General features: G+C 72.9%; 19 protein-coding genes and 1 tRNA gene. 11 read left to right on the forward strand and 9 right to left on the reverse strand.

The window, feature by feature from the left end:
• Positions 1-30: 30 nt before the first annotated feature.
• Complete coding sequence (locus IE316_RS15560) at positions 31-1,074, reverse strand: P1 family peptidase (RefSeq protein ID WP_190204912.1); 1,044 nt, start codon at positions 1,072-1,074, stop codon at positions 31-33.
• Positions 1,075-1,147: 73 nt separating this feature from the next.
• Between IE316_RS15560 and IE316_RS15565 the strand changes: the two genes are divergently transcribed.
• Positions 1,148-1,330: a hypothetical protein gene (locus tag IE316_RS15565; RefSeq protein WP_190204913.1), complete on the forward strand. Its 183-nt coding sequence runs from the start codon at positions 1,148-1,150 to the stop codon at positions 1,328-1,330.
• Positions 1,331-1,343: 13 nt separating this feature from the next.
• Here the strand turns inward: IE316_RS15565 and mscL are convergent, their stop codons facing one another.
• The 6 genes from mscL to IE316_RS15595 all read right to left on the reverse strand — a co-directional run bounded on the left by mscL (position 1,344) and on the right by IE316_RS15595 (position 7,194).
• Entirely contained in the window at positions 1,344-1,817 is a 474-nt protein-coding gene (mscL, locus tag IE316_RS15570; protein WP_190204914.1) for a large conductance mechanosensitive channel protein MscL, read from the reverse strand.
• Between the two features lie 120 nt (positions 1,818-1,937).
• Positions 1,938-2,522 carry a hypothetical protein gene (locus tag IE316_RS15575; protein ID WP_190204915.1) on the reverse strand — a complete coding sequence of 195 codons (585 nt, stop codon included), beginning with the start codon at positions 2,520-2,522 and terminating at the stop codon, positions 1,938-1,940.
• Between the two features lie 184 nt (positions 2,523-2,706).
• Complete coding sequence (locus IE316_RS15580) at positions 2,707-3,549, reverse strand: S-methyl-5'-thioadenosine phosphorylase (RefSeq protein ID WP_190204916.1); 843 nt, start codon at positions 3,547-3,549, stop codon at positions 2,707-2,709.
• Between the two features lie 98 nt (positions 3,550-3,647).
• On the reverse strand, positions 3,648-3,953 hold the full coding sequence (locus IE316_RS15585; RefSeq protein WP_190204917.1) for an FmdB family zinc ribbon protein: 306 nt from the start codon (positions 3,951-3,953) through the stop codon (positions 3,648-3,650).
• 67 nt (positions 3,954-4,020) lie between these two features.
• Positions 4,021-5,319, reverse strand: a complete 1,299-nt coding sequence (locus tag IE316_RS15590; RefSeq protein WP_190204918.1) for an MFS transporter — start codon at positions 5,317-5,319, stop codon at positions 4,021-4,023.
• A 306-nt stretch (positions 5,320-5,625) separates the two neighbouring features.
• Positions 5,626-7,194, reverse strand: coding sequence for a potassium/proton antiporter (locus IE316_RS15595; RefSeq protein ID WP_190204919.1), 1,569 nt, complete (start codon positions 7,192-7,194; stop codon positions 5,626-5,628).
• Between the two features lie 198 nt (positions 7,195-7,392).
• On the opposite strand from IE316_RS15595, the gene IE316_RS15600 reads away from it, so the two are divergent.
• Positions 7,393-10,266, forward strand: coding sequence for a penicillin acylase family protein (locus IE316_RS15600; protein ID WP_190204920.1), 2,874 nt, complete (start codon positions 7,393-7,395; stop codon positions 10,264-10,266).
• Between the two features lie 121 nt (positions 10,267-10,387).
• On the opposite strand, the gene IE316_RS15605 is transcribed toward IE316_RS15600, so the two are convergent.
• Positions 10,388-11,002 (reverse strand): 5-formyltetrahydrofolate cyclo-ligase, encoded by a 615-nt coding sequence (locus IE316_RS15605; protein WP_190204921.1) that lies wholly within the window; start codon positions 11,000-11,002, stop codon positions 10,388-10,390.
• Positions 11,003-11,094: 92 nt separating this feature from the next.
• On the opposite strand from IE316_RS15605, the gene galU reads away from it, so the two are divergent.
• The 7 genes from galU to IE316_RS15640 all read left to right on the forward strand — a co-directional run bounded on the left by galU (position 11,095) and on the right by IE316_RS15640 (position 16,514).
• Positions 11,095-12,006, forward strand: coding sequence for a UTP--glucose-1-phosphate uridylyltransferase GalU (gene galU, locus IE316_RS15610; RefSeq protein ID WP_190204922.1), 912 nt, complete (start codon positions 11,095-11,097; stop codon positions 12,004-12,006).
• On the forward strand, positions 12,003-13,337 hold the full coding sequence (gene glp / locus IE316_RS15615; RefSeq protein ID WP_190204923.1) for a molybdotransferase-like divisome protein Glp: 1,335 nt from the start codon (positions 12,003-12,005) through the stop codon (positions 13,335-13,337). Before galU ends, glp begins: the two co-directional genes overlap by 4 nt.
• Before the next feature lie 103 nt (positions 13,338-13,440).
• Positions 13,441-13,920, forward strand: a complete 480-nt coding sequence (gene moaC, locus IE316_RS15620; protein ID WP_190204924.1) for a cyclic pyranopterin monophosphate synthase MoaC — start codon at positions 13,441-13,443, stop codon at positions 13,918-13,920.
• Complete coding sequence (locus IE316_RS15625; RefSeq protein WP_190204925.1) at positions 13,917-14,417, forward strand: MogA/MoaB family molybdenum cofactor biosynthesis protein; 501 nt, start codon at positions 13,917-13,919, stop codon at positions 14,415-14,417. The genes moaC and IE316_RS15625 overlap by 4 nt, the downstream gene beginning before the upstream one ends.
• Positions 14,418-14,443: 26 nt before the next feature.
• Complete coding sequence (locus IE316_RS15630; protein ID WP_229910403.1) at positions 14,444-15,046, forward strand: GNAT family N-acetyltransferase; 603 nt, start codon at positions 14,444-14,446, stop codon at positions 15,044-15,046.
• Positions 15,047-15,170: 124 nt separating this feature from the next.
• On the forward strand, positions 15,171-16,370 hold the full coding sequence (gene sepX, locus IE316_RS15635; protein ID WP_190204926.1) for a divisome protein SepX/GlpR: 1,200 nt from the start codon (positions 15,171-15,173) through the stop codon (positions 16,368-16,370).
• A 70-nt stretch (positions 16,371-16,440) separates the two neighbouring features.
• A tRNA-Ala gene (locus IE316_RS15640) sits at positions 16,441-16,514 on the forward strand.
• A gap of 129 nt (positions 16,515-16,643) precedes the next feature.
• Here the strand turns inward: IE316_RS15640 and IE316_RS15645 are convergent.
• The gene (locus tag IE316_RS15645; RefSeq protein WP_190204927.1) at positions 16,644-17,282 is read right to left on the reverse strand and encodes a TetR/AcrR family transcriptional regulator; all 639 of its coding nucleotides are present in this window, start codon (positions 17,280-17,282) and stop codon (positions 16,644-16,646) included.
• Between the two features lie 91 nt (positions 17,283-17,373).
• Here IE316_RS15645 and IE316_RS15650 point away from each other — a divergent pair, with 91 nt between their 5' ends.
• A complete protein-coding gene (locus IE316_RS15650) occupies positions 17,374-18,549 on the forward strand; it encodes an FAD-dependent oxidoreductase (protein ID WP_190204928.1) in 1,176 nt (391 codons plus the stop codon).
• A gap of 37 nt (positions 18,550-18,586) precedes the next feature.
• Complete coding sequence (locus IE316_RS15655) at positions 18,587-18,769, forward strand: hypothetical protein (protein ID WP_229910404.1); 183 nt, start codon at positions 18,587-18,589, stop codon at positions 18,767-18,769.
• The last annotated feature ends 9 nt before the right edge of the window (positions 18,770-18,778 follow it).

The following is an 18,778-nucleotide window of genomic DNA, read 5'->3' on the forward strand; positions in this document are numbered from 1 at the left end:
CCCAGGGAAGGCGCGTAGGGACGCTCTCTCTCACCCCACCCCGTACAGCTCCCGATACGAAGGCCAGCCCCCGCTCGCCCCGCCCACCGGCCCGTCCGTCCCCTCCGCCGCCAGTACGGCCCGGGTGATCGCGCGGGTCACCACGTCGGCACCGGCCGCCAGGATGGCGTTCAGGGCCAGCGGCCGGTCGGCGTCGAGCGGGCGGGCGCCGGTGGCCAGGGTGAAGACCGTGTCGCCGTCGTTCAGGAGGTGGACCGGGCGGACGGCTCGGGCGATGCCGTCGTGGGACGTGCCGGCCAGCTTCTGGGCCTGGGCCTTGGTCAGGCCGGCGTCGGTGGCGACGACGGCGAGCGTGGTGTTGAGCGGGGGAGGGGCGTTGCGGGCCGCCACCTCGGCGAGGCGCCGCCGGGCGGACTCCCGGACGTCCGCCCCGGGCCAGGTCACGCGCCGCCCCTCCCACAACTGCCCGTACAGCACCCCCGTCTCCGTATCCAGCACCGATCCCGCCGCGTTGGCCACCACCAGGGCGGCGACCGTCACGCCCGAGTCCAGGACGGTGCTCGCGGTGCCCACCCCGCCCTTGAGCAGCCCGGCCACGGCTCCCGTCCCGGCGCCCACGCATCCCTCGGGCACGGGTGCCCCCGGGGCGCTCGCGGCGGCGGCCTCGACCGCGGCCCGTCCGGTGGCCGCGTCCGGCCGGGCCCGGAAGTCGCCGCCGCGTCCCAGGTCGAAGACGCAGGCGGCGGGCACGACCGGGACGACATGGGCCGGGTCCGGGCCGACCCGCACACCGCGGCCCCGTTCCTCCAGCCAGGCCATCACCCCGGACGCCGCGTCCAGCCCGTAGGCGCTGCCGCCGGTCAGCACGATCGCCTCGACCCTCTGGACGACGTTGCGTGGGTCCAGGGCGTCGGTCTCCTTGGTGCCGGGTCCGCCGCCGCGCACGTCCACCGCGGCGACCGCGCCGCCTTCCGGGGCCAGCACGACCGTCGTGCCGGTGAGCCATCCGCCGCCGGTGCGGGTCGCATGGCCGACCCGCACCCCGGTGACGTCCGTCAACGCGTCAGCAGTCATGGCGTCAGTGTCGTCCAGGCGCCCGTGTCCTCGGGGCCGACGCGGCGGGTCCGGGCCGCCGTACCCTGGAGGCATGAGCAACGCCCCCGAGCCCGAGCCGCGCGCGCCCAAGCCCGCGCTGATCTTCGACGACCCGCTGGACCAGCAGTCCTCGGACGACACGGACCGCGGGTGGGGCGAGCGGCCGGGCGGCGACGGGGACGCGGCGGCCGATCTCAAGCGCTTCCTCGACGAGAAGCCGCCGCACCACCTCTGACGGGTTTCTCGCGCTAGGTGCGGTCGTGGCCCGAGCCGCGCTGGGCGATCAGCGCGTCCCGGATCTCCTTGAGCACCTCCAGTTCGCTCACCTCGACCACCTCCTGGGCGCCCTGCTTGGCCTTGCGGCGGGCCTCCTGCCGGGCCAGGTACTTCGACATGGGCAGGACCATCAGGAAGTAGACGATGGCCGCCGTGATCAGGAAGGTGAGGGTGGCGCCCAGCACGGAACCCCACATGATCGGGATGCCCTGGGTGACCGTGCCGTCCTTCGCGATCTCGCAGGGGGCCTTCAGACAGGAGCTGTAGTGGTCCAGGCTCTTGGTGCCGAAGGCTCCGACCAGGGGGTTGATGATCCCCTTCACCACCGAGTTCACGATGTTGGTGAAGGCGGCGCCGATGACGACCGCCACGGCCAGGTCGATGACGTTCCCGCGCATCAGGAAGGACTTGAAGCCCTCCCAGACGCTCGGCTTCTTCTCGCTCACCTCGGGGGATCTCCTCGCATGAACAGCTTGTGGAACAAAACGCTCCGCAACCTACGTCAGCGCCGGGCCGCCCTGTCCAATCCGGCCCCTTGATCGAGGGGTTGGGTGCCGATGTCCGGGTCAGCACAGTGTCACCGCCAGCCGGGCCGAGGCTCCCGCGCCGACCAGTTTCGCCGCCGTGCCGCGGGGCACCGACAGCACCACCAGCGCCCCGCCGGGCCCGCCGGGCCCGCCAGGCCCGCCCGGGTCGGCGGTCTCCGGGACCTCGGTGACCCGCGCCCCGCGCGCCAGCACGGAGGTGCCGCCGCCCGCCTCGGCCGCGACCACGTCGACCCGGTCCCCGGGCCGCAGCAGCCGTACCGTCTCCGCGTCGGCGATCCGCACCGGCGCCGCCACCAGCTTCGCGGCACGCCGCTGTGAATCCTGGCCGGCCGCCGGATGCCCTCTCGCCCGCCGCTCGTCCCGCGTGTCCGGGCCCGTCGGCGGACCCACCGCCAGCAGTGCCGCCGCCGTGACGGCCAGCCCGGCGGCCACCGCGCGCCGCCGGTGCCGTACCAGCCGGTCCAGGCGGTGCATCCGGTCGCGTCCGCCGCGCACCCGTACCGGCGCGAAGTGCGGCACCTCGCGGGTGGGCGGGGCGTCGGTGCCCAACGGGCGGGACAGCGCGGCGTGCGGGGACGGCGGGGGGAGCGGGGCGTAGGACATGGTGACCACCACCTGCGACGAGGGACCGGCTTGCGCTCACCACGATGAGGCCCGGCGCCGCCGCCCGCTGGAGCCGGTGCACTACCGGCCGGTTGTGGACAACCCGCTCACCCGAAGGGGACGTTCCGCCGCCGGGGACATCCCCGTCGGCAGGTCCGGAGCCGTTCCGCCGCCGGGGACACCGTTACGGCAGCGCGAACCCCGGGTCCATACCGCCGAGGGCCGTCGCGCACGCGCAGTCCCGCTCCGTCTCGGCCGGCAGCGCCGCCACCGCGTCGAAGAGCACGCCCCGCAGCCGGTCCACGTTGGCCGCGAAGACCCGCAGCACCTCCTCGTGCGAGACGCCCTCGCCGCTCTCGGCGCCCGCGTCGAGGTCGGTGACGAGGGTCAGTGACGTGTAGCACAGCTCCAGCTCGCGGGCGAGGGCCGCTTCCGGGTGGCCGGTCATGCCCACCACCGACCAGCCCTGCGCCTGGTGCCACAACGATTCGGCACGGGTGGAGAAGCGCGGTCCCTCGACCACGACCAGGGTGCCGCCGTCCACCGCTTCCCAGTCCCGGCCGCGCGCCGCCTTCAGCGCGGCGGCCCGCCCGACCGGGCAGTACGGGTCGGCCAGCGACACGTGCACCACGTTCGGCACCGTCCCGTCGGGGCGCGGCAGCCCGTCGAAGTACGTCGTGGCGCGGGACTTGGTGCGGTCCACGAACTGGTCGGGTACCAGCAGCGTGCCGGGCCCGTACTCGGGGCGCAGCCCGCCGACCGCGCACGGGCCGAGGACCTGGCGGACGCCGACCGAGCGGAGCGCCCAGAGGTTGGCCCGGTAGTTGATGCGGTGCGGCGGCAGATGGTGGCCGCGGCCGTGCCGGGGCAGGAAGGCGACCCGCCGGCCGGCGACCTCGCCGAGGAAGAGGGAGTCGCTGGGCGGCCCGTACGGGGTGTCCACCGCGACCTCGGTCACATCGTCGAGGAACGAGTAGAAACCGGAGCCGCCGATCACGCCGATCTCGGCGTTCGCCTTGTTCGCCATGCCCGCACCCTAGCCGCCGGCCCCGGGCCGGAGAACGCCGGAGACCCCGTCGTCGGACGACGACGGGGCCCCGGGGAAGAGAACGCTCGTGCGAAGACTCAGGCGGCGCTGGCCGAGCCCGAGGACGAGGACGACCCGGAGTCCGAGGAGGACGACGAGGACGCCGAAGAGGACGAGGACGAGGAGGACGACGACTTGGACGACGCCGGCGAGCTGCTCGACGAGGAGCCGCGGCTGTCGTTGCGGTAGAAGCCGGAGCCCTTGAAGACGATGCCGACGGCCGAGAAGACCTTCTTCAGCCGGCCCCCGCAGTTGGGGCACTCGGTCAGGGCGTCGTCGGTGAACTTCTGCACCGCCTCGAGGCCCTCGCCGCACTCGGTGCACTGGTACTGGTAGGTCGGCACTGTCTTCCTCCTGGCACTCTCACTCAATGAGTGCTAACGACGGTCCATAGTGACGTATTCCTCGGCATCAGTCCACTGCGACGGGCGAGCGGTGATCCACGCCACGTGCCACGGTCCGTCCACCGGGCCGCCCCGACAGGTGGGCGCGCAGCGCGAGCAGCGTGCCCAGGGCGAGCACCGTGCCGCCCATCGGCACCAGGAAACCGGCGCCGTCCCACAGGCGGTCCTCGGCCTGCCCGGCGACGGTCACGGCCGCCGCCTGGCCGAGGGCGACCGCGCCGGTCAGCCAGGTGAACGCCTCGGTACGGGCCCCGGCCGGGACCAGGCTCTCCACCAGGGTGTAGCCGGTGATCAGGGCGGGCGCGATGCACACGCCGACCAGCAGGCCGAGCCCGGCCAGCAGCGGCACCGAGTGCGCGGCCCACAGGCCGGACGTGGTCACCGCCAGGGCGGTGTAGCCGACGAGGAGGCGGCGGCGCGGGGCGACCTTCCAGGCGATGGCGCCGCAGACGACGCCGGAGAGCATGTTTCCCGCGGCGAAGACGCCGTAGAGGACGCCGTTCAGGCCGGGCTCGCCGATCGACTCGGTGAACGCGGCCAGCGACACCTGCATGCCGCCGAAGACCGAGCCGATGCCGAGGAAGGCGACGATCAGCACGCGTACGCCGGGGACGCGCAGCGCCGGGACGGGCGCCACGCGCGCGTGCCCCGCGTCGGCGCCCGTGCCGGGGCCGAGGCGGCCGACGGCCGGCTGGGTGCGCTTCTGGGCGGCGAACAGCAGGCCGCCCAGCAGGGTGAGCGCGGCCTCCGTGACCAGCCCGGCGGCCGGGTCGACGGCCGTGCACAGGGCGGTGGCCAGCAGCGGGCCGATGACGAAGGTCAGCTCGTCGGTGACGGACTCGAAGGCCGCCGCGGTGGACATCAGGGGCGAGCCCTTGAGCGCCACGCCCCAGCGGGCGCGCACCATGGGCCCGATCTGCGGCACCGAGGCCCCGGTGGGCACGGCCGCCGCGAACAGCGCCCACAGGGGCGCGTCCGCGAGCGCCAGGCCGGTCAGCGCCAGCCCGGACAGGACGTGCGCCAGGACGCCGGGGACGAGCACGGCACGCTGCCCGTAGCGGTCGGCGAGCCGGCCGCTGTAGGGCGCGAACACGGCCATGGAGACGCCGGTGACGGCCGCGGCGGCGCCGGCCGCGCCGTAGGAGCCGGTGGTGTGCTGGACGAGGAGGACGATGGAGATCGTCAGCATCGCGAACGGCTGGCGTGCCGCGAAGCCGGGGAGCAGGAACGTCCAGGCGCCGCGGGTGCGCAGCAACTGGCCGTATCCGGGACGGGTCCTCTTCGCCGGGGTGACCGTGGGTGCCACGGTCCGTGCCTTTCCGCCGCCTGGTAGCGCGGTCGCCGGTCAGGGCGCGCGCCGAGAGCTGTCCTCTTGCGCGGACTGCGGTAGATACCGGAACCCGCCCTCTGGAGGGGGACGCGCGCGGGAGGCGCGTCACGGGGCGGACCGGCCGCCATACGGTCGCGCCAGCTCTGCGTCAGGCAGAGTTGGTTCGATCAGGTGACCGCTTCATCGTACAGGGACACCCGGCCGGACCCGGGCGGCTCAGCCACCCGGCCGGCCCCGCCCCCCGCAGCCCCCCCCCCGCAGCCCCCCCCGCAAGCGCGCCCCTCACCCGGCCCCCCGCCGCTCCGCCGCGCCGCCCGTGCCCAGCCAACTGGCGAGTTTGCCGCCGCGGCCGACCGCGCGCAGGCGTTCCTCGGCGGCGTCGCGGACCGGGTCGGTGGCGACCACCAGGAGTTCGTCGCCGCGCCGCAGCACGGTGGTGGGGGCCGGTACGAAGGAGGTGCCGTCGCGGACGACGAGGGTGACGGCGGACCCGGCGGGCAGCCGCAGCTCGGCCACCTCCACGCCGTGCATCCGGGAGCCCTTGGGGATGGCGACCGACAACAGGTGCCCGCTCAGCCGTTCCAGGGGCGCGGACTCGATGCCGAGGTCGGCGGCCTCCGAGTCGTCGCCCAGCCGCAGCTTGCGGCCCAGCCAGGGCAGAGTCGGGCCCTGGACGAGTGTGTAGACGACGACCAGGACGAAGACGATGTTGAAGATGCGCTGGCTGCCCTGGACGCCCTCGACCATGGGGATGGTCGCCAGGATGATGGGGACCGCGCCGCGCAGTCCCGCCCAGGACATCAGGGTCTGCTCCTGCCAGGGCACCCGGAACGGCAGCAGGCACAGCACCACGCTCAGCGGCCGGGCCACCATGGTGAGCACCAGGCCGATCAGCAGGGCGGGCAGGATGTCGTCGCCCAGTTCGTGCGGGGTGACCAGCAGGCCGAGCAGCACGAACATGCCGATCTGGGCGATCCAGCCGAGCCCGTCGGCGAAGCCGCGGGTGGCCGGCCAGTGCGGCAGCCGGGCGTTGCCCATCACCATGGCGGCCAGGTAGACGGCGAGGAAGCCGCTGCCGTGGGCCATGGCACCGGCGGCGTAGGCGGTGACGGCGATCGCCATGACGGCGATGGGGTAGAGGCCGGAGGCGGGCAGCGCCACGTGTCTGAGGCCCCAGGAGCCCAGCCAGCCGACCGCGAGGCCGATGGCCGCGCCGATGGCCAGCTCCAGCAGGATCTCGCCCAGCAGCACGTACCAGTGCTCCATCGGGCCGGCCGTGGAGAAGGCGACCACCAGGATGACGACGGGGGCGTCGTTGAAGCCGGACTCGGCCTCCAGGGTGCCCGTTATCCGCGCGGGGAGCGGGATGCGGCGCAGTACGGAGAAGACGGCCGCCGCGTCCGTGGAGGACACCACCGCCCCGATGATCAGCGCCTGCCGCCACTCCAGGCCCGTCAGGTAGTGGGCGCCGGCCGCGGTGACGCCGACGCTGACGGCGACCCCGGCCAGGGCCAGGGCGGAGGCGGCGGGCAGGGCGGGTCGGATCTCCGTCCACTTCGTGCCGAGGCCGCCCTCGGCGAGGATGACGACCAGGGCGGCGTATCCGATGACCTGGGTGAGTTCGGCGTTGTCGAAGTGGATGTCGCCGAGGCCGTCCTGGCCCATGGCGATGCCGATGGCGAGGTAGACGAGCAGGCTGGGCAGTCCGCTGCGCGAGGAGATCCGGACCGCGGCCACCGCGACGAGCAGGACGAGCGAGCAGACGAGCAGGAGCTGGTTGAGGTGGTGAACAGTCAGCGGCCGTTCCTTCCTGACAGAAGAGACATGACTAGTTGGCTGGAAAAGACACAACTAGTTCGTTACCTTACCTAACTCTTGACGATTTCTTGACGCGGACCTTGGCAAGATCGAACGCCCGTACCCGCTGGTTCCCGACTCCGCGTCAAGGCGCGCCGGACCCTGCGCCTATGGTTGCTCCAGCGCTCAAGAGACGCTCAGCAGAAAGCACAGCCCGCCCCTGCCGCTCGTGTTAGGACAGCAAGGACAGCGATGCCCCCCACCAACACCGCCTCTTCGGGTCAGCAGCCCGCCAAGTCGCGCAGGAAGAAGGGGCGCAGAGCCCGACTGATCGTCCTCGTGCTGGTCCTGGCCCTCATCGGCGGCCTGGCCTACGGGGCGTACTGGTCGGTCAGTACCGTCCGCGCCTCCTTCCCGCAGACCAAGGGCTCCCTCACCCTGGACGGCCTCTCGGGCCCGGTCGACGTCAAGCGCGACGACTACGGCATCCCGCAGATCTACGCCTCCACCGACGAGGACCTCTTCATGGCGCAGGGCTTCGTCCAGGCGCAGGACCGGTTCTACGAGATGGACGTGCGCCGGCACATGACCTCCGGGCGCCTGTCGGAGATGTTCGGCAAGAGCCAGGTCGAGAACGACGAGTTCCTGCGCACCCTGGGCTGGGACCGGGTGGCGAAGGAGGAGTACGACAAGAAGCTGTCGGCCGGCACGAAGAAGTACCTCCAGGCGTACGCCAAGGGGGTCAACGCCTACCTGGCGGGCAAGGACGGCGCGGAGATCTCCCTGGAGTACGCCGCCCTGGGCTTCACCAACGACTACAAGCCCCGGAAGTGGACCCCGGTCGACTCGGTCTCCTGGCTGAAGGCGATGGCCTGGGACCTGCGCGGCAACATGCAGGACGAGATCGACCGCGCCCTGATGACCAGCCGCCTCGGCCCCAAGCAGATCGCCGACCTCTACCCGGAGTACCCGTACGACCGGCACGAGACGATCGTCCAGGAGGGCCAGTACGACGAGCTGACGGGCACCTTCTCCGGCGGCGACGGCGGCACGACGGGCACCTCCGGTACCTCGGGCACCAGCGGCACCACCGGCACCGGCGGAACGACCGGCACCACCGGCACCGGAGGAACCACCGGCACCACGGGCACCGGAGGAACCACCGGCACGGGCGGCACCACCGGCACCACCTCAGGCACCTCGGGCACCACCTCCGGCACCTCCGCCCTCCAGAGCCAGCTCTCCGGCCTCCAGGGCGTCCTGGAGGACCTCCCCACGGCCGTCGGCGTCAACGGCAACGGCATCGGCTCCAACGCCTGGGTGGTGTCCGGCAAGCACACCATCACCGGCAAGCCGCTGCTCGCCAACGACCCGCACCTCTCCCCGTCGCTGCCCTCCGTCTGGTACCAGATGGGCCTGCACTGCCGCAGCGTCTCGGCGAAGTGCCAGTACGACGTCACCGGCTACACCTTCGCCGGGATGCCCGGCGTCATCGTCGGCCACAACCAGAAGATCGCCTGGGGCCTGACCAACTCCGGCGTCGACGTCACCGACCTCTACCTGGAGAAGATCACCGCCGACGGCTACCAGTACGACGGCAAGGTGGTCCCCTTCGACACCCGCGAGGAGACCATCAAGGTCGCCGGCGGCAGGTCCAAGAAGATCGTCGTCCGCACCACCAACAACGGGCCGCTGCTCTCCGACCGCGACAACGAACTCGTCAAGGTCGGCAAGAAGGCCACCGTCGACGCCGCCGCCCCCGACCGCGGCGACGGCTACGGCGTCGCCCTGCGCTGGACCGCCCTGGACCCCGGCACCACCATGGACGCCGTCTTCGCGATCGACCGCGCGAAGAACTGGGAGGAGTTCCGCGCGGGCGCCGCCCTGTTCGACGTGCCCTCGCAGAACCTGGTGTACGCCGACGCCGACCACATCGGCTACACGCTCCCCGGGCAGATCCCGATCCGCGCCGAGAAGCACGACGGCTCCCTCCCCGCGCCGGGCTGGGACCCCGCCTACCGCTGGACCGGCCAGTACATCGAGGACGACCAACTGCCCTACGAGTACGACCCCGAGCGCGGCTACATCGTCACCGCCAACCAGGCCGTCGTCGACCAGGACGACTACCCCTACACCCTCACCACGGACTGGGGCTACGGCACCCGCAGCCAGCGGATCACCGAGCTGATCGAGCAGAAGATCGAGGACGGCGGCAAGATCTCCACCGACGACATGCGGCAGATGCAGCTCGACAACAGCAACGAGATCGCCCGCAAGCTGGTGCCCCTGCTGCTGAAGATCGACGTCGACGACAAGGACGTCCGGCAGGCGCAGAAGCTCCTGGAGGGCTGGGACTACACCCAGGACGCCGACTCGGCCGCCGCCGCGTACTTCAACGCCGTCTGGCGCAACATCCTCAAGCTCGCCTTCGGCAACAAGCTGCCCAAGGAGCTGCGCGTCGAGGGCCAGTGCCTGTGGGTCGACCCGGTCAACACCACCGGCCCGGCCGACGAGGAGCAGAAGGTCCGCGAGTGCGGCCGGCGCGACGCCGACGAGGCGCAGCCCGACGGCGGCGACCGCTGGTTCGAGGTGGTGCGCACCCTGATGGACGACGAGGACAGCGACTGGTGGACCACGCCCGCCAGCGGCACCCGCAAGGGCGCCGACCACGACCGCGACGACCTGTTCAAGCGCGCCATGATCGACGCCCGCTGGGAGCTGACCGCCAAGCTCGGCAAGGACATCGACACCTGGAGCTGGGGCCGGCTGCACCGCCTGTTCCTGAAGAACCAGACCCTGGGCACCTCCGGCCCCGGCTTCCTCAAGTACGCGCTCAACCGCGGCCCCTGGAAGCTCAGCGGCGGCGAGGCGGCGGTCAACGCCACCGGCTGGAACGCGGCCGGCGGCTACGGCGTCGTCTGGGTGCCGTCGATGCGGATGGTGGTCAACCTCGGCGACCTCGACAAGTCCCGCTGGATCAACCTCAGCGGCGCCTCGGGCCACGCCTACAGCGCCCACTACACCGACCAGACCGGCAAGTGGGCCAAGGGCGAGCTGCTGCCCTGGTCGTTCTCCGACAAGGCGGTCCAGGACAGCACCACCGACACCCTGGTGCTCAAGCCCTAGGCGACACCCCGGCACGACGGCCCCTCACGCGCGCGTGGGGGGCCGTCGCCGTACACAGCCACCGCGCGTGAGAACCGCCGCGTGGCTCAGCCCGCACGCCGCCCCCGGCCGACCGCGCCGCTCAGCCCAGACGCCGCACCCCCGACGGCGTCACCACCGCGTCCACCGGCCGGTCGTGCCGCTCGGCGGGGACACGCGCGACGACCTCCCAGTCGTAGAGCAGCACCAGCAGCGCCGGACGCGCCCCCGCCCGGTCCAGCCGGGCCAGCACCCGGTCGTAGGAGCCGCCGCCGCGCCCGAGCCGCATTCCGCGCGGGTCGACCGCCAGGCCCGGCAGCAGCACCGCGTCCGCGCCGGTCACCGCCTCGGGGCCGAGCCGCTCGCCGGCCGGCTCCCACAGCGCCATCCGCCCGCCGTGCCGCACCCGCGCGAGGGAGCCCTCCCCGGCGTAGGCGCCCCAGTCCAGGTCGCCGTCGGGCAGCAGGACCGGGAGCAGGACCCGTGTGCCCCGCGCGCGCAGCGCGTCCAGCAGCGCGAGCGTGCCGGGCTCGGCGCCCACGGAGACGTACGCCGCCACCGTGCGCGCCCCCGCCAGCTCCGGCAGCCCGAGCGCCCGCCCGGCCAGCGCCCCGGCGGTTTCCCGCAGGTCATCCGCCGTCAACCTGTTCCTCACCGCGAGGAGTTCCCGCCGCAACCTGCGCTTGTCAGACTCGGCCGCGGTCTCACTGTGCGTCATGGTCACTCCCGTACGGTTCCAATGCGCTCATATGAGCGTCAAGCGGCTGGAGTCACAGAATCCGCCCAATGACACCGGATATGGTGGCGGGCATGACTCAGTCGCACCCCAGGATCAGCAAGGCTGTCATCCCCGCGGCGGGACTCGGAACCCGGTTCCTGCCGGCCACCAAAGCCACTCCCAAGGAGATGCTGCCGGTGGTCGACAAGCCCGCGATCCAGTACGTGGTCGAGGAGGCCGTCTCGGCGGGCCTCGACGACGTCCTCATGGTGACGGGCCGTAACAAGCGACCCCTTGAGGACCACTTCGACCGCAATTACGAGCTGGAGTCCGCCCTGGAGAAGAAGGGCGACACCGAGCGGCTGGCCAAGGTCCAGGAGTCGAGCGACCTGGCGATGATCCACTACGTGCGGCAGGGCGACCCCCGGGGTCTGGGCCACGCCGTCCTGTGCGCCGCCCCGCACGTCGGCGACGAGCCCTTCGCGGTCCTGCTCGGCGACGACCTGATCGACCCCCGCGACCCGCTCCTCCAGCGCATGATCGAGGTCCAGGAGCAGTACGGCGGCAGCGTCATCGCCCTGATGGAGGTCGCCCCCGAGCAGATCCACCTCTACGGCTGCGCCGCCGTCGACACCACCGAGGACGGCGACGTCGTCAGGGTCAGCGGACTGGTCGAGAAGCCGGACCCGGCCGACGCGCCCTCCCACTACGCCGTGATCGGCCGCTACGTCCTCGACCCGCACGTCTTCGGCATCCTGCGCCGGACCGAACCGGGCCGCGGCGGCGAGATCCAGCTCACCGACGCCCTCCAGCAGTTGGCCGCCGACGAGAAGATCGGCGGCCCCGTGCACGGCGTCGTCTTCAAGGGCCGCCGCTATGACACCGGCGACCGCGGCGACTATCTGCGTGCCATTGTCAGACTCGCATGCGAACGTGAAGACCTGGGCCCGGACTTCCGGACCTGGCTCCGCAGTTACGTAGCCGAGGAGATGCAAGGACGTTGAGCAGCGCCGCGCCCCGCGCCACCGGCCAGGACCAGGGCGAGGACCGCCTGTGGTCGGTGGAGGACCACCTGGAGGACATCCTCGCCACGGTCCGCCCCCTGGAACCCATCGAGCTGAACCTCCTCGACGCCCAGGGCTGTGTCCTGGTCGAGGACGTGACGGTGCCGGTCTCCCTGCCGCCGTTCGACAACAGCTCCATGGACGGGTACGCGGTGCGCGTCGCGGACGTCGCGGGCGCCAGCGAGGAGTTCCCGGCGTCCCTGGAGGTCGTCGGGGACGTCGCCGCCGGCGCCGCCGACCCGGTGCATGTCGGCCCCGGCCAGGCGGCCCGCATCATGACCGGCGCCCCGCTGCCCTCCGGCGCCGAGACGGTGGTGCCGGTGGAGTGGACCGACGGCGGCCTCGGCCGGGGCCCGGTCGACCGGATGCGCGCCCGCAGCCAGGCCCCCGAGGGCGCCGAGGGCCAGGTCCAGGTGTATCGGCCGGCCGGCCCGCGCGCCCATGTGCGCGCCGCGGGCAGCGACGTACGGGCCGGTGACCGGGCGCTGGCCGCCGGCACCCTCCTCGGCCCGCCCCAGATCGGCCTGCTCGCCGCGATCGGCCGGGGCCGGGTCACCGTCCGGCCCCGCCCCCGCGTGGTGGTGCTCTCCACCGGCAGCGAACTCGTCCAGCCCGACGAGGAACTGGCCCACGGTCAGATCTACGACTCCAACAGCTTCGCCCTGACCGCCGCCGCCCGCGACGCCGGCGCGATCGCTTACCGGGTGGGCGCCGTCACCGACGACGCCGAGACGCTGCGCTCCACCATCGAGGACCAGCTCGTCCGCGCCGACCTGATGGTCACCACCGGCGGGGTCAGCGTCGGCGCCTACGACGTGGTCAAGGAGGCCCTCGCGCACGTCGCCGACGAGGACGAGCCGGGCAGCGGCGTGGAGTTCCGCAAGCTCGCCATGCAGCCCGGCAAACCGCAGGGCTTCGGCTCCATCGGCCCCGACCACACCCCGCTGCTGGCCCTGCCGGGCAACCCGGTCTCCTCGTACGTCTCCTTCGAACTGTTCGTGCGGCCCGCGATCCGCACCCTCATGGGCCTGCCCGACGTGCACCGCCCCCGCACCACCGCCCGCCTGGCCGCCGGCCAGGCGCTGACCTCCCCCCAGGGCCGCCGGCAGTTCCTGCGCGGCCGGTACGCCGACGGGTCGGTCACCCCGGTCGGCGGCGCCTCCTCGCACCTGGTGGCCGCCCTCGCCCGCGCGGACGCGCTGATCGTCGTCCCCGAGGACACCGAGACCGTCGAGCCCGGCGCCGAGGTCGAGGTCATCCGGCTCGGCTGAGCCGCCCGCCGGCCCGCCCGCCGGGCCGCCCGGCCCCACCGGTCCCGCCGCGATGGGGGTACCGTGTCGCGCACGACAGGCCGGACCGGGAGCGCCGCACAGCATGAGCACGCAGGATCGACTGACCCACCTCGACGAGGCGGGCGCCGCCCGCATGGTCGACGTATCGGAGAAGGACGTGACCGCGCGCACCGCCCGCGCCCGCGGCCGCGTCCTCGTCGCGCCCCGCGTGGTCGAACTGCTGCGCGGCGGCGGGGTGCCCAAGGGCGACGCCCTGGCCACCGCGCGGATCGCGGGCATCATGGGCGCCAAGCGCACCCCCGACCTGATCCCGCTCTGCCACCCGTTGTCGGTGTCGGGTGTGACACTGGACCTGTCGGTCGCGGACGACGCCGTGGAGATCACGGCGACCGTGCGGACGACGGACCGCACGGGCGTCGAGATGGAGGCCCTCACCGCGGTCACCGTCGCCGCGCTCACCGTGGTCGACATGGTGAAGGCGGTCGACAAGGGAGCGGTCATCACGGACGTGCGGGTGGAGGAGAAGACGGGCGGCAAGTCGGGCGACTGGAGCCGGTCATGACGTACCGCGCCCTGGTCGTCACCGCCTCCAACCGGGCCGCCGCCGGGGTCTACGAGGACCGGGGCGGCCCGCTGATCGCCGACGCCCTCGGGCGGCTCGGCTTCACCGTCGACGGCCCCCGGGTGGTCCCCGACGGCGACCCCGTCGAGGCCGCCCTGCGGGACGGGGTCGCGGCGGGCTACGACGTGATCGTCACCACCGGCGGCACCGGCCTCTCCCCGACCGACCGCACCCCCGAGGCGACCCGCGCGGTCATCGCCCGTGAGGTGCCGGGCATCGCCGAGGCCGTCCGGGCGTACGGCCGGGACAAGGTGCCGACGGCGGCGCTCTCCCGGGGTCTGGCGGGCGTGGCCGGCGCCACCCTCATCGTCAACCTGCCCGGTTCCCCCGGAGGGGTGAAGGACGGGCTTGCGGTTCTCGAACCTCTGCTCCAGCACGCCGTCGACCAGATCCGCGGCGGCGACCATCCCGCGTCCGGCCGTGGGGGTGCGAGCTGAACAGCCCCTCGTGGCCCGTCGAACTGGTGGACGGCGACATCGTCCTGCGGCCGATAAAGCTCCGCGACCAGCGGGCCTGGCGTGAGGTCAACCGGCGCAACCGCGACTGGCTGCGGCCCTGGGAGGCCACCATCCCGCCGCCCGTCCCCGGCGGCCCGCCGACGCACCGGCCCACCTACCGCCAGATGGTGCGCCACCTGCGCTCCGAGGCGAACGCGGGCCGGATGCTGCCGTTCGTCATCGAGTACCAGGGGCAACTGGTCGGCCAGTTGACGGTCGCCGGGATCACCTGGGGCTCCATGTGCTCCGGGCACATCGGCTACTGGGTGGACGAGGCGGTGGCCGGGCGCGGGGTGATGCCGACCGCCGTGGCCCTCGTCGTCGACCACTGTTTCCACACCGTCGGACTGCACCGCGTCGAGGTCTGCATTCGCCCGGAGAACGGGCCGAGCCGCCGGGTCGTGGAGAAACTCGGATTCCGCGAGGAGGGGCTGCGGCCCCGCTATCTGCACATCGACGGCGCCTGGCGCGACCACCTCGTCTTCGCCCTGACCGCCGAGGAAGTCCCCGACGGACTGCTGGGCCGCTGGCGCCGCACCCGCGCCCAGAACACCTCCGGAATTGAATAAACGTTCGAAAGAACCGTCGTTATTGTCATCCGTCGCAAAAAAATTTTGAATTATCAGCCAGATCGTGCGACACACCGGCCCAATTGGCGGATCGCCTCGGGCCCGTCCCTCTACCGTGTGAGGCGTGAGCAGCAGCGGCCTCATCTACGCAGTCATCGTCGGGGCCTGGGCCGCCTACTTGGTGCCGATGTGGCTCCGTAGGCAGGACGAGCTGAACGAGGCCCGTCCGACGGAACGCTTCAGCACCGCCATCCGGCTCCTGTCCGGACGGGCGGGCATGGAGCGCCGGTACGCCAAGGACCTGCGGGCGCGCTCCGCCGACGAGGCGGAGTTCGACGCCGACCCGGACGCCGTCACCGACTCGGTGGACGTCCGGGCCTTCGCCGTGTCCAAGACCCGCCGCGAACTCCGCCCCCAGGACACCCCGCCCGCCGCCGAACGGCCCGCCGAGCAGCAGCGCTCCGCCGAGCAGCGGCCCGCCGCCGCCCAGCGGTCCGGGTCCGTCCGCGCGCGGGTGCCCGCCGCCCGGCGCGACGCCGCCGCCGAGGCCGCCGCCGCCCGCGCCCGCCGTTCCAAGGTGCTCGCCCGCCGGCGCCGTACCACCGTGGTGCTCTTCCTCGCCTTCACGCTCGGCGCGATCGTCGCCGCCGTCGGCGGACTGGCCTTCCTGTGGGCGCCCGGCGTGCCCGCCGTGCTGCTCAGCGCGTACATCGCCTATCTGCGGTCCCAGGAACGGCACCGTTTCGCCTACCAGATGGACCGCCGCCGCGCCGAGGACGCGGCCCGGCAACTGCGCGACCGCCAGCGCCGCCGCGCCGCCGGCCCCGGCCCGGGCCCGGGACCCGGCGGCGAGCCCGACACCGAGGAGCCCGACGAGGCCCCCGAGGCGGCGGCCGACCCCGGCCTGGCCGCGCTCGCCGCCGACCGGCGGGCCCTGGTCGAGCAGACCGACCACGCCGAGTGGGTCGACCAGCAGCGCGAACGGCAGCGGCGCCCCGGACAGGGCGAGAGCTGGGACCCGGTCCCGGTACCGCTGCCGACGTACGTCACCGCGCCGGTCGCCCCCCGCGCCACCTCCGGCGTGGACCTCGGCGCCCCGGACGCCTGGAGCTCTGCCCGCTCCAGCGCCGCCGCCCCCGGCCAGGAGGACACCCCGGCCGGCGACGCATCCGCCGGCCCGGCCGGCCCCGACGACCGCCCGGAGGAGCCCGCCCCCCGCGGTGTCCGCCGGGCCGCGTCCGCGCGCCGGGCCCGGGAGCGCGGCCGCACCCCGCTGTTCGACCAGTACGAGGACGGCGACCGGCCCCGGGCCGCCAACGAGTAGCCCGCCGGCCGCTCCCCGGAACGGATTTTTGAGCAGCCCGATCGGGGTGCTAAAGTTTCACTCGTTGCAAGGGCCTGTGGCGCAGTCCGGTAGCGCACCTCGTTCGCATCGAGGGGGCCAGGGGTTCAAATCCCCTCAGGTCCACGCAGCTCAAAGCCCCGGTCGGGATCTCCCGACCGGGGCTTTGGCATGTCGTACGGCAGCTTCCGCGGCAGATAGCGCCGTTTCAGGCGGGGTTGGTGCGCGAGTCCGCCCACGGGCGCACGTCGTCCTTCAGGACGCGTCCGCCGACCGTGACGCCGGTCCGGCCAGCCCGTGCAGCAGCAGATCCGTGAGGGTGTCGACGACCTGCTGGTCGTCTTCGCCGCCGGGGGGCGTGAGCACCGCGTAGTTGAGGGTGACGAGCATCGCGCCGATCGCCGCCGCGATGAACTCGGGGTCGCCGGGCAGCCGGTGTCCGCGCTCGACCAGGTACTCCAGATGCTCCCGGATGGTCCCCGTCTGCTCGCGCAGATCGCGCCAGGCCCGGCCGGTGCCGGGGTCGTCGGCCACCATCGCCTGGAACAGCGCGAGCGTGACCGGGCGGTTCTGCCGCATCACCTTCCACGCCACACCGACGTGGTCGCGCAGTTGGTCGCGGTCGGTCAGGTCGTGGTCGCGGGGGTGCTCCAGGCCGACCATCCGCTCGTCGATCGCGGCCTCCATCTCGGTGAGGAGCGCCTGGAGCAGCTCGTCCTTGTCGGCGAAGTGCTCGTAGAAGGAGCCGGTCGAGCGGCCGGCCGCGGCGGTGATGTCGGTGATCTTCGTATTGAGGTAGCCGCGCTCGCTGAACAGGCCCCGAGCCGCGTCCAGCAGCGCGGCACGAGTCTGGGCCGCCCGCTCTTTTCGGCTGGCGGTGCTCGCCCGCGGCATGTCGTCCTCCCTCGGCTGTTGACAGACGCCAGCGTATCGGAACAGACTTTCACCGAATCCAAATTCAGTGAACGGCGATTCAGGGAGTGTCATGCGGACGATCGTGATCGGTGGCGGGATAGCCGGACCCGCCGTCGCCCTCGCACTGCGGCAGACCGGTCACGACGTGACCGTGTACGAGGCGTACGACGTGCCGCCCGAGGAGGTCGGCGCCCACCTCGGCCTGGCGGTCAACGGCCTGCGCGCGCTGGAGAAGCTGGGCCTGCTGCGCGAGGTGCAGGCGGCCGGGTATCCCGTCGAGCGGATGCGGTTCTACACGGCGGGCGGCCACCTGCTGGGCGACGCGCCACGCCTTCGGCGCGAAGCCGACTCGATGCGCAGCGTCGCGCTCCACCGCGGACGGCTCGTGGCGATCCTGCGGCGCGCGGCGCTCGACGCGGGAGCGAAGATCGTCACCGGCGAACGCCTGGTGGGCGCGGCGGAGTCGGCGACCGGCGTGGTGGCCGAATTCGCCTCCGGCCGGCGCGACACCGCCGAGCTGCTCGTGGGCGCCGACGGCATCTGGTCGACCGTACGCGGGCTGATCGACTCCTCCGCGCCGCGCGCGCAGTACGCGGGGCTCTACGGGGTCGCGGGCATCGCCAACGTGACGGGTCTCGAGACCGGCATCTGGAACCTCGTCTACGCGCGCAGCGGTGCCTTCGTCTACACCACCATCGACGAGAACACCCAGTGGTGGGCGGCTCAGATCGGGGACCCGGCCAAGCCCGACCTGCGGGGCATCGACGACGCGCAGTGGATACGGCGCGTCACCGAGCTGTTCCCGGAGGCGATGCCGCGGGCCGTCATCGCAGCCGCGACCTCGATCGTCGCGTCCGGCTACCTGAACGTCTGCGACCCGGTCCGGACGTGGCACAGCGGGCGGATGGTCCTGGTCGGCGACGCCGCCCACCCGGTCGGCGTCGGACACGGCGCCTCGGTGTCGATCGAGGACGCGCTGGAGCTCGCGGCGGCGCTGAGCGGCGCCCCGACCGTCCCGGCGGCACTCACGGCGTACGACGCGGCACGCCGCCCGCGCATCGACAAGCTGCTCAAGCACGGGAACAACGCCCGTGAGACCAAGCGGCCCAGCACCGTGAAGCGGCAGATCAACACGGCGAAGATGCGCGTACTCCTCCCCTTCTTCGAACGGGCGCAGGGATACCTGTACGACTACGAGCCGCCTGCCCTGTCCGCCGCGGGCGGATCACCGTCCGCCGCGCGCTAGACGGCCGGGGAGGGAGAAGCAGTTGCTGGTATCGCGCGTGAGGAAGAACCTGGCCATCGGGCTGGTGATCACGGTCGTCATCACGGCGCTGTCGGTGGTGGTCGCGGACGACGGCAGCAAGGTGGAGGAGCTCAGGAAGTCGCTGATCGTGGGCTTGTCGGTGACGGGGGCGGTGACAGGGGGCACCTGGTTGGTGCAGCGGAGGCGTTCGGCACCGTGACCGGAACGA

The organism is Streptomyces fumanus (genome assembly GCF_014655295.1).
GTDB classification, from domain to species: Bacteria; Actinomycetota; Actinomycetes; order Streptomycetales; family Streptomycetaceae; genus Streptomyces; species Streptomyces fumanus.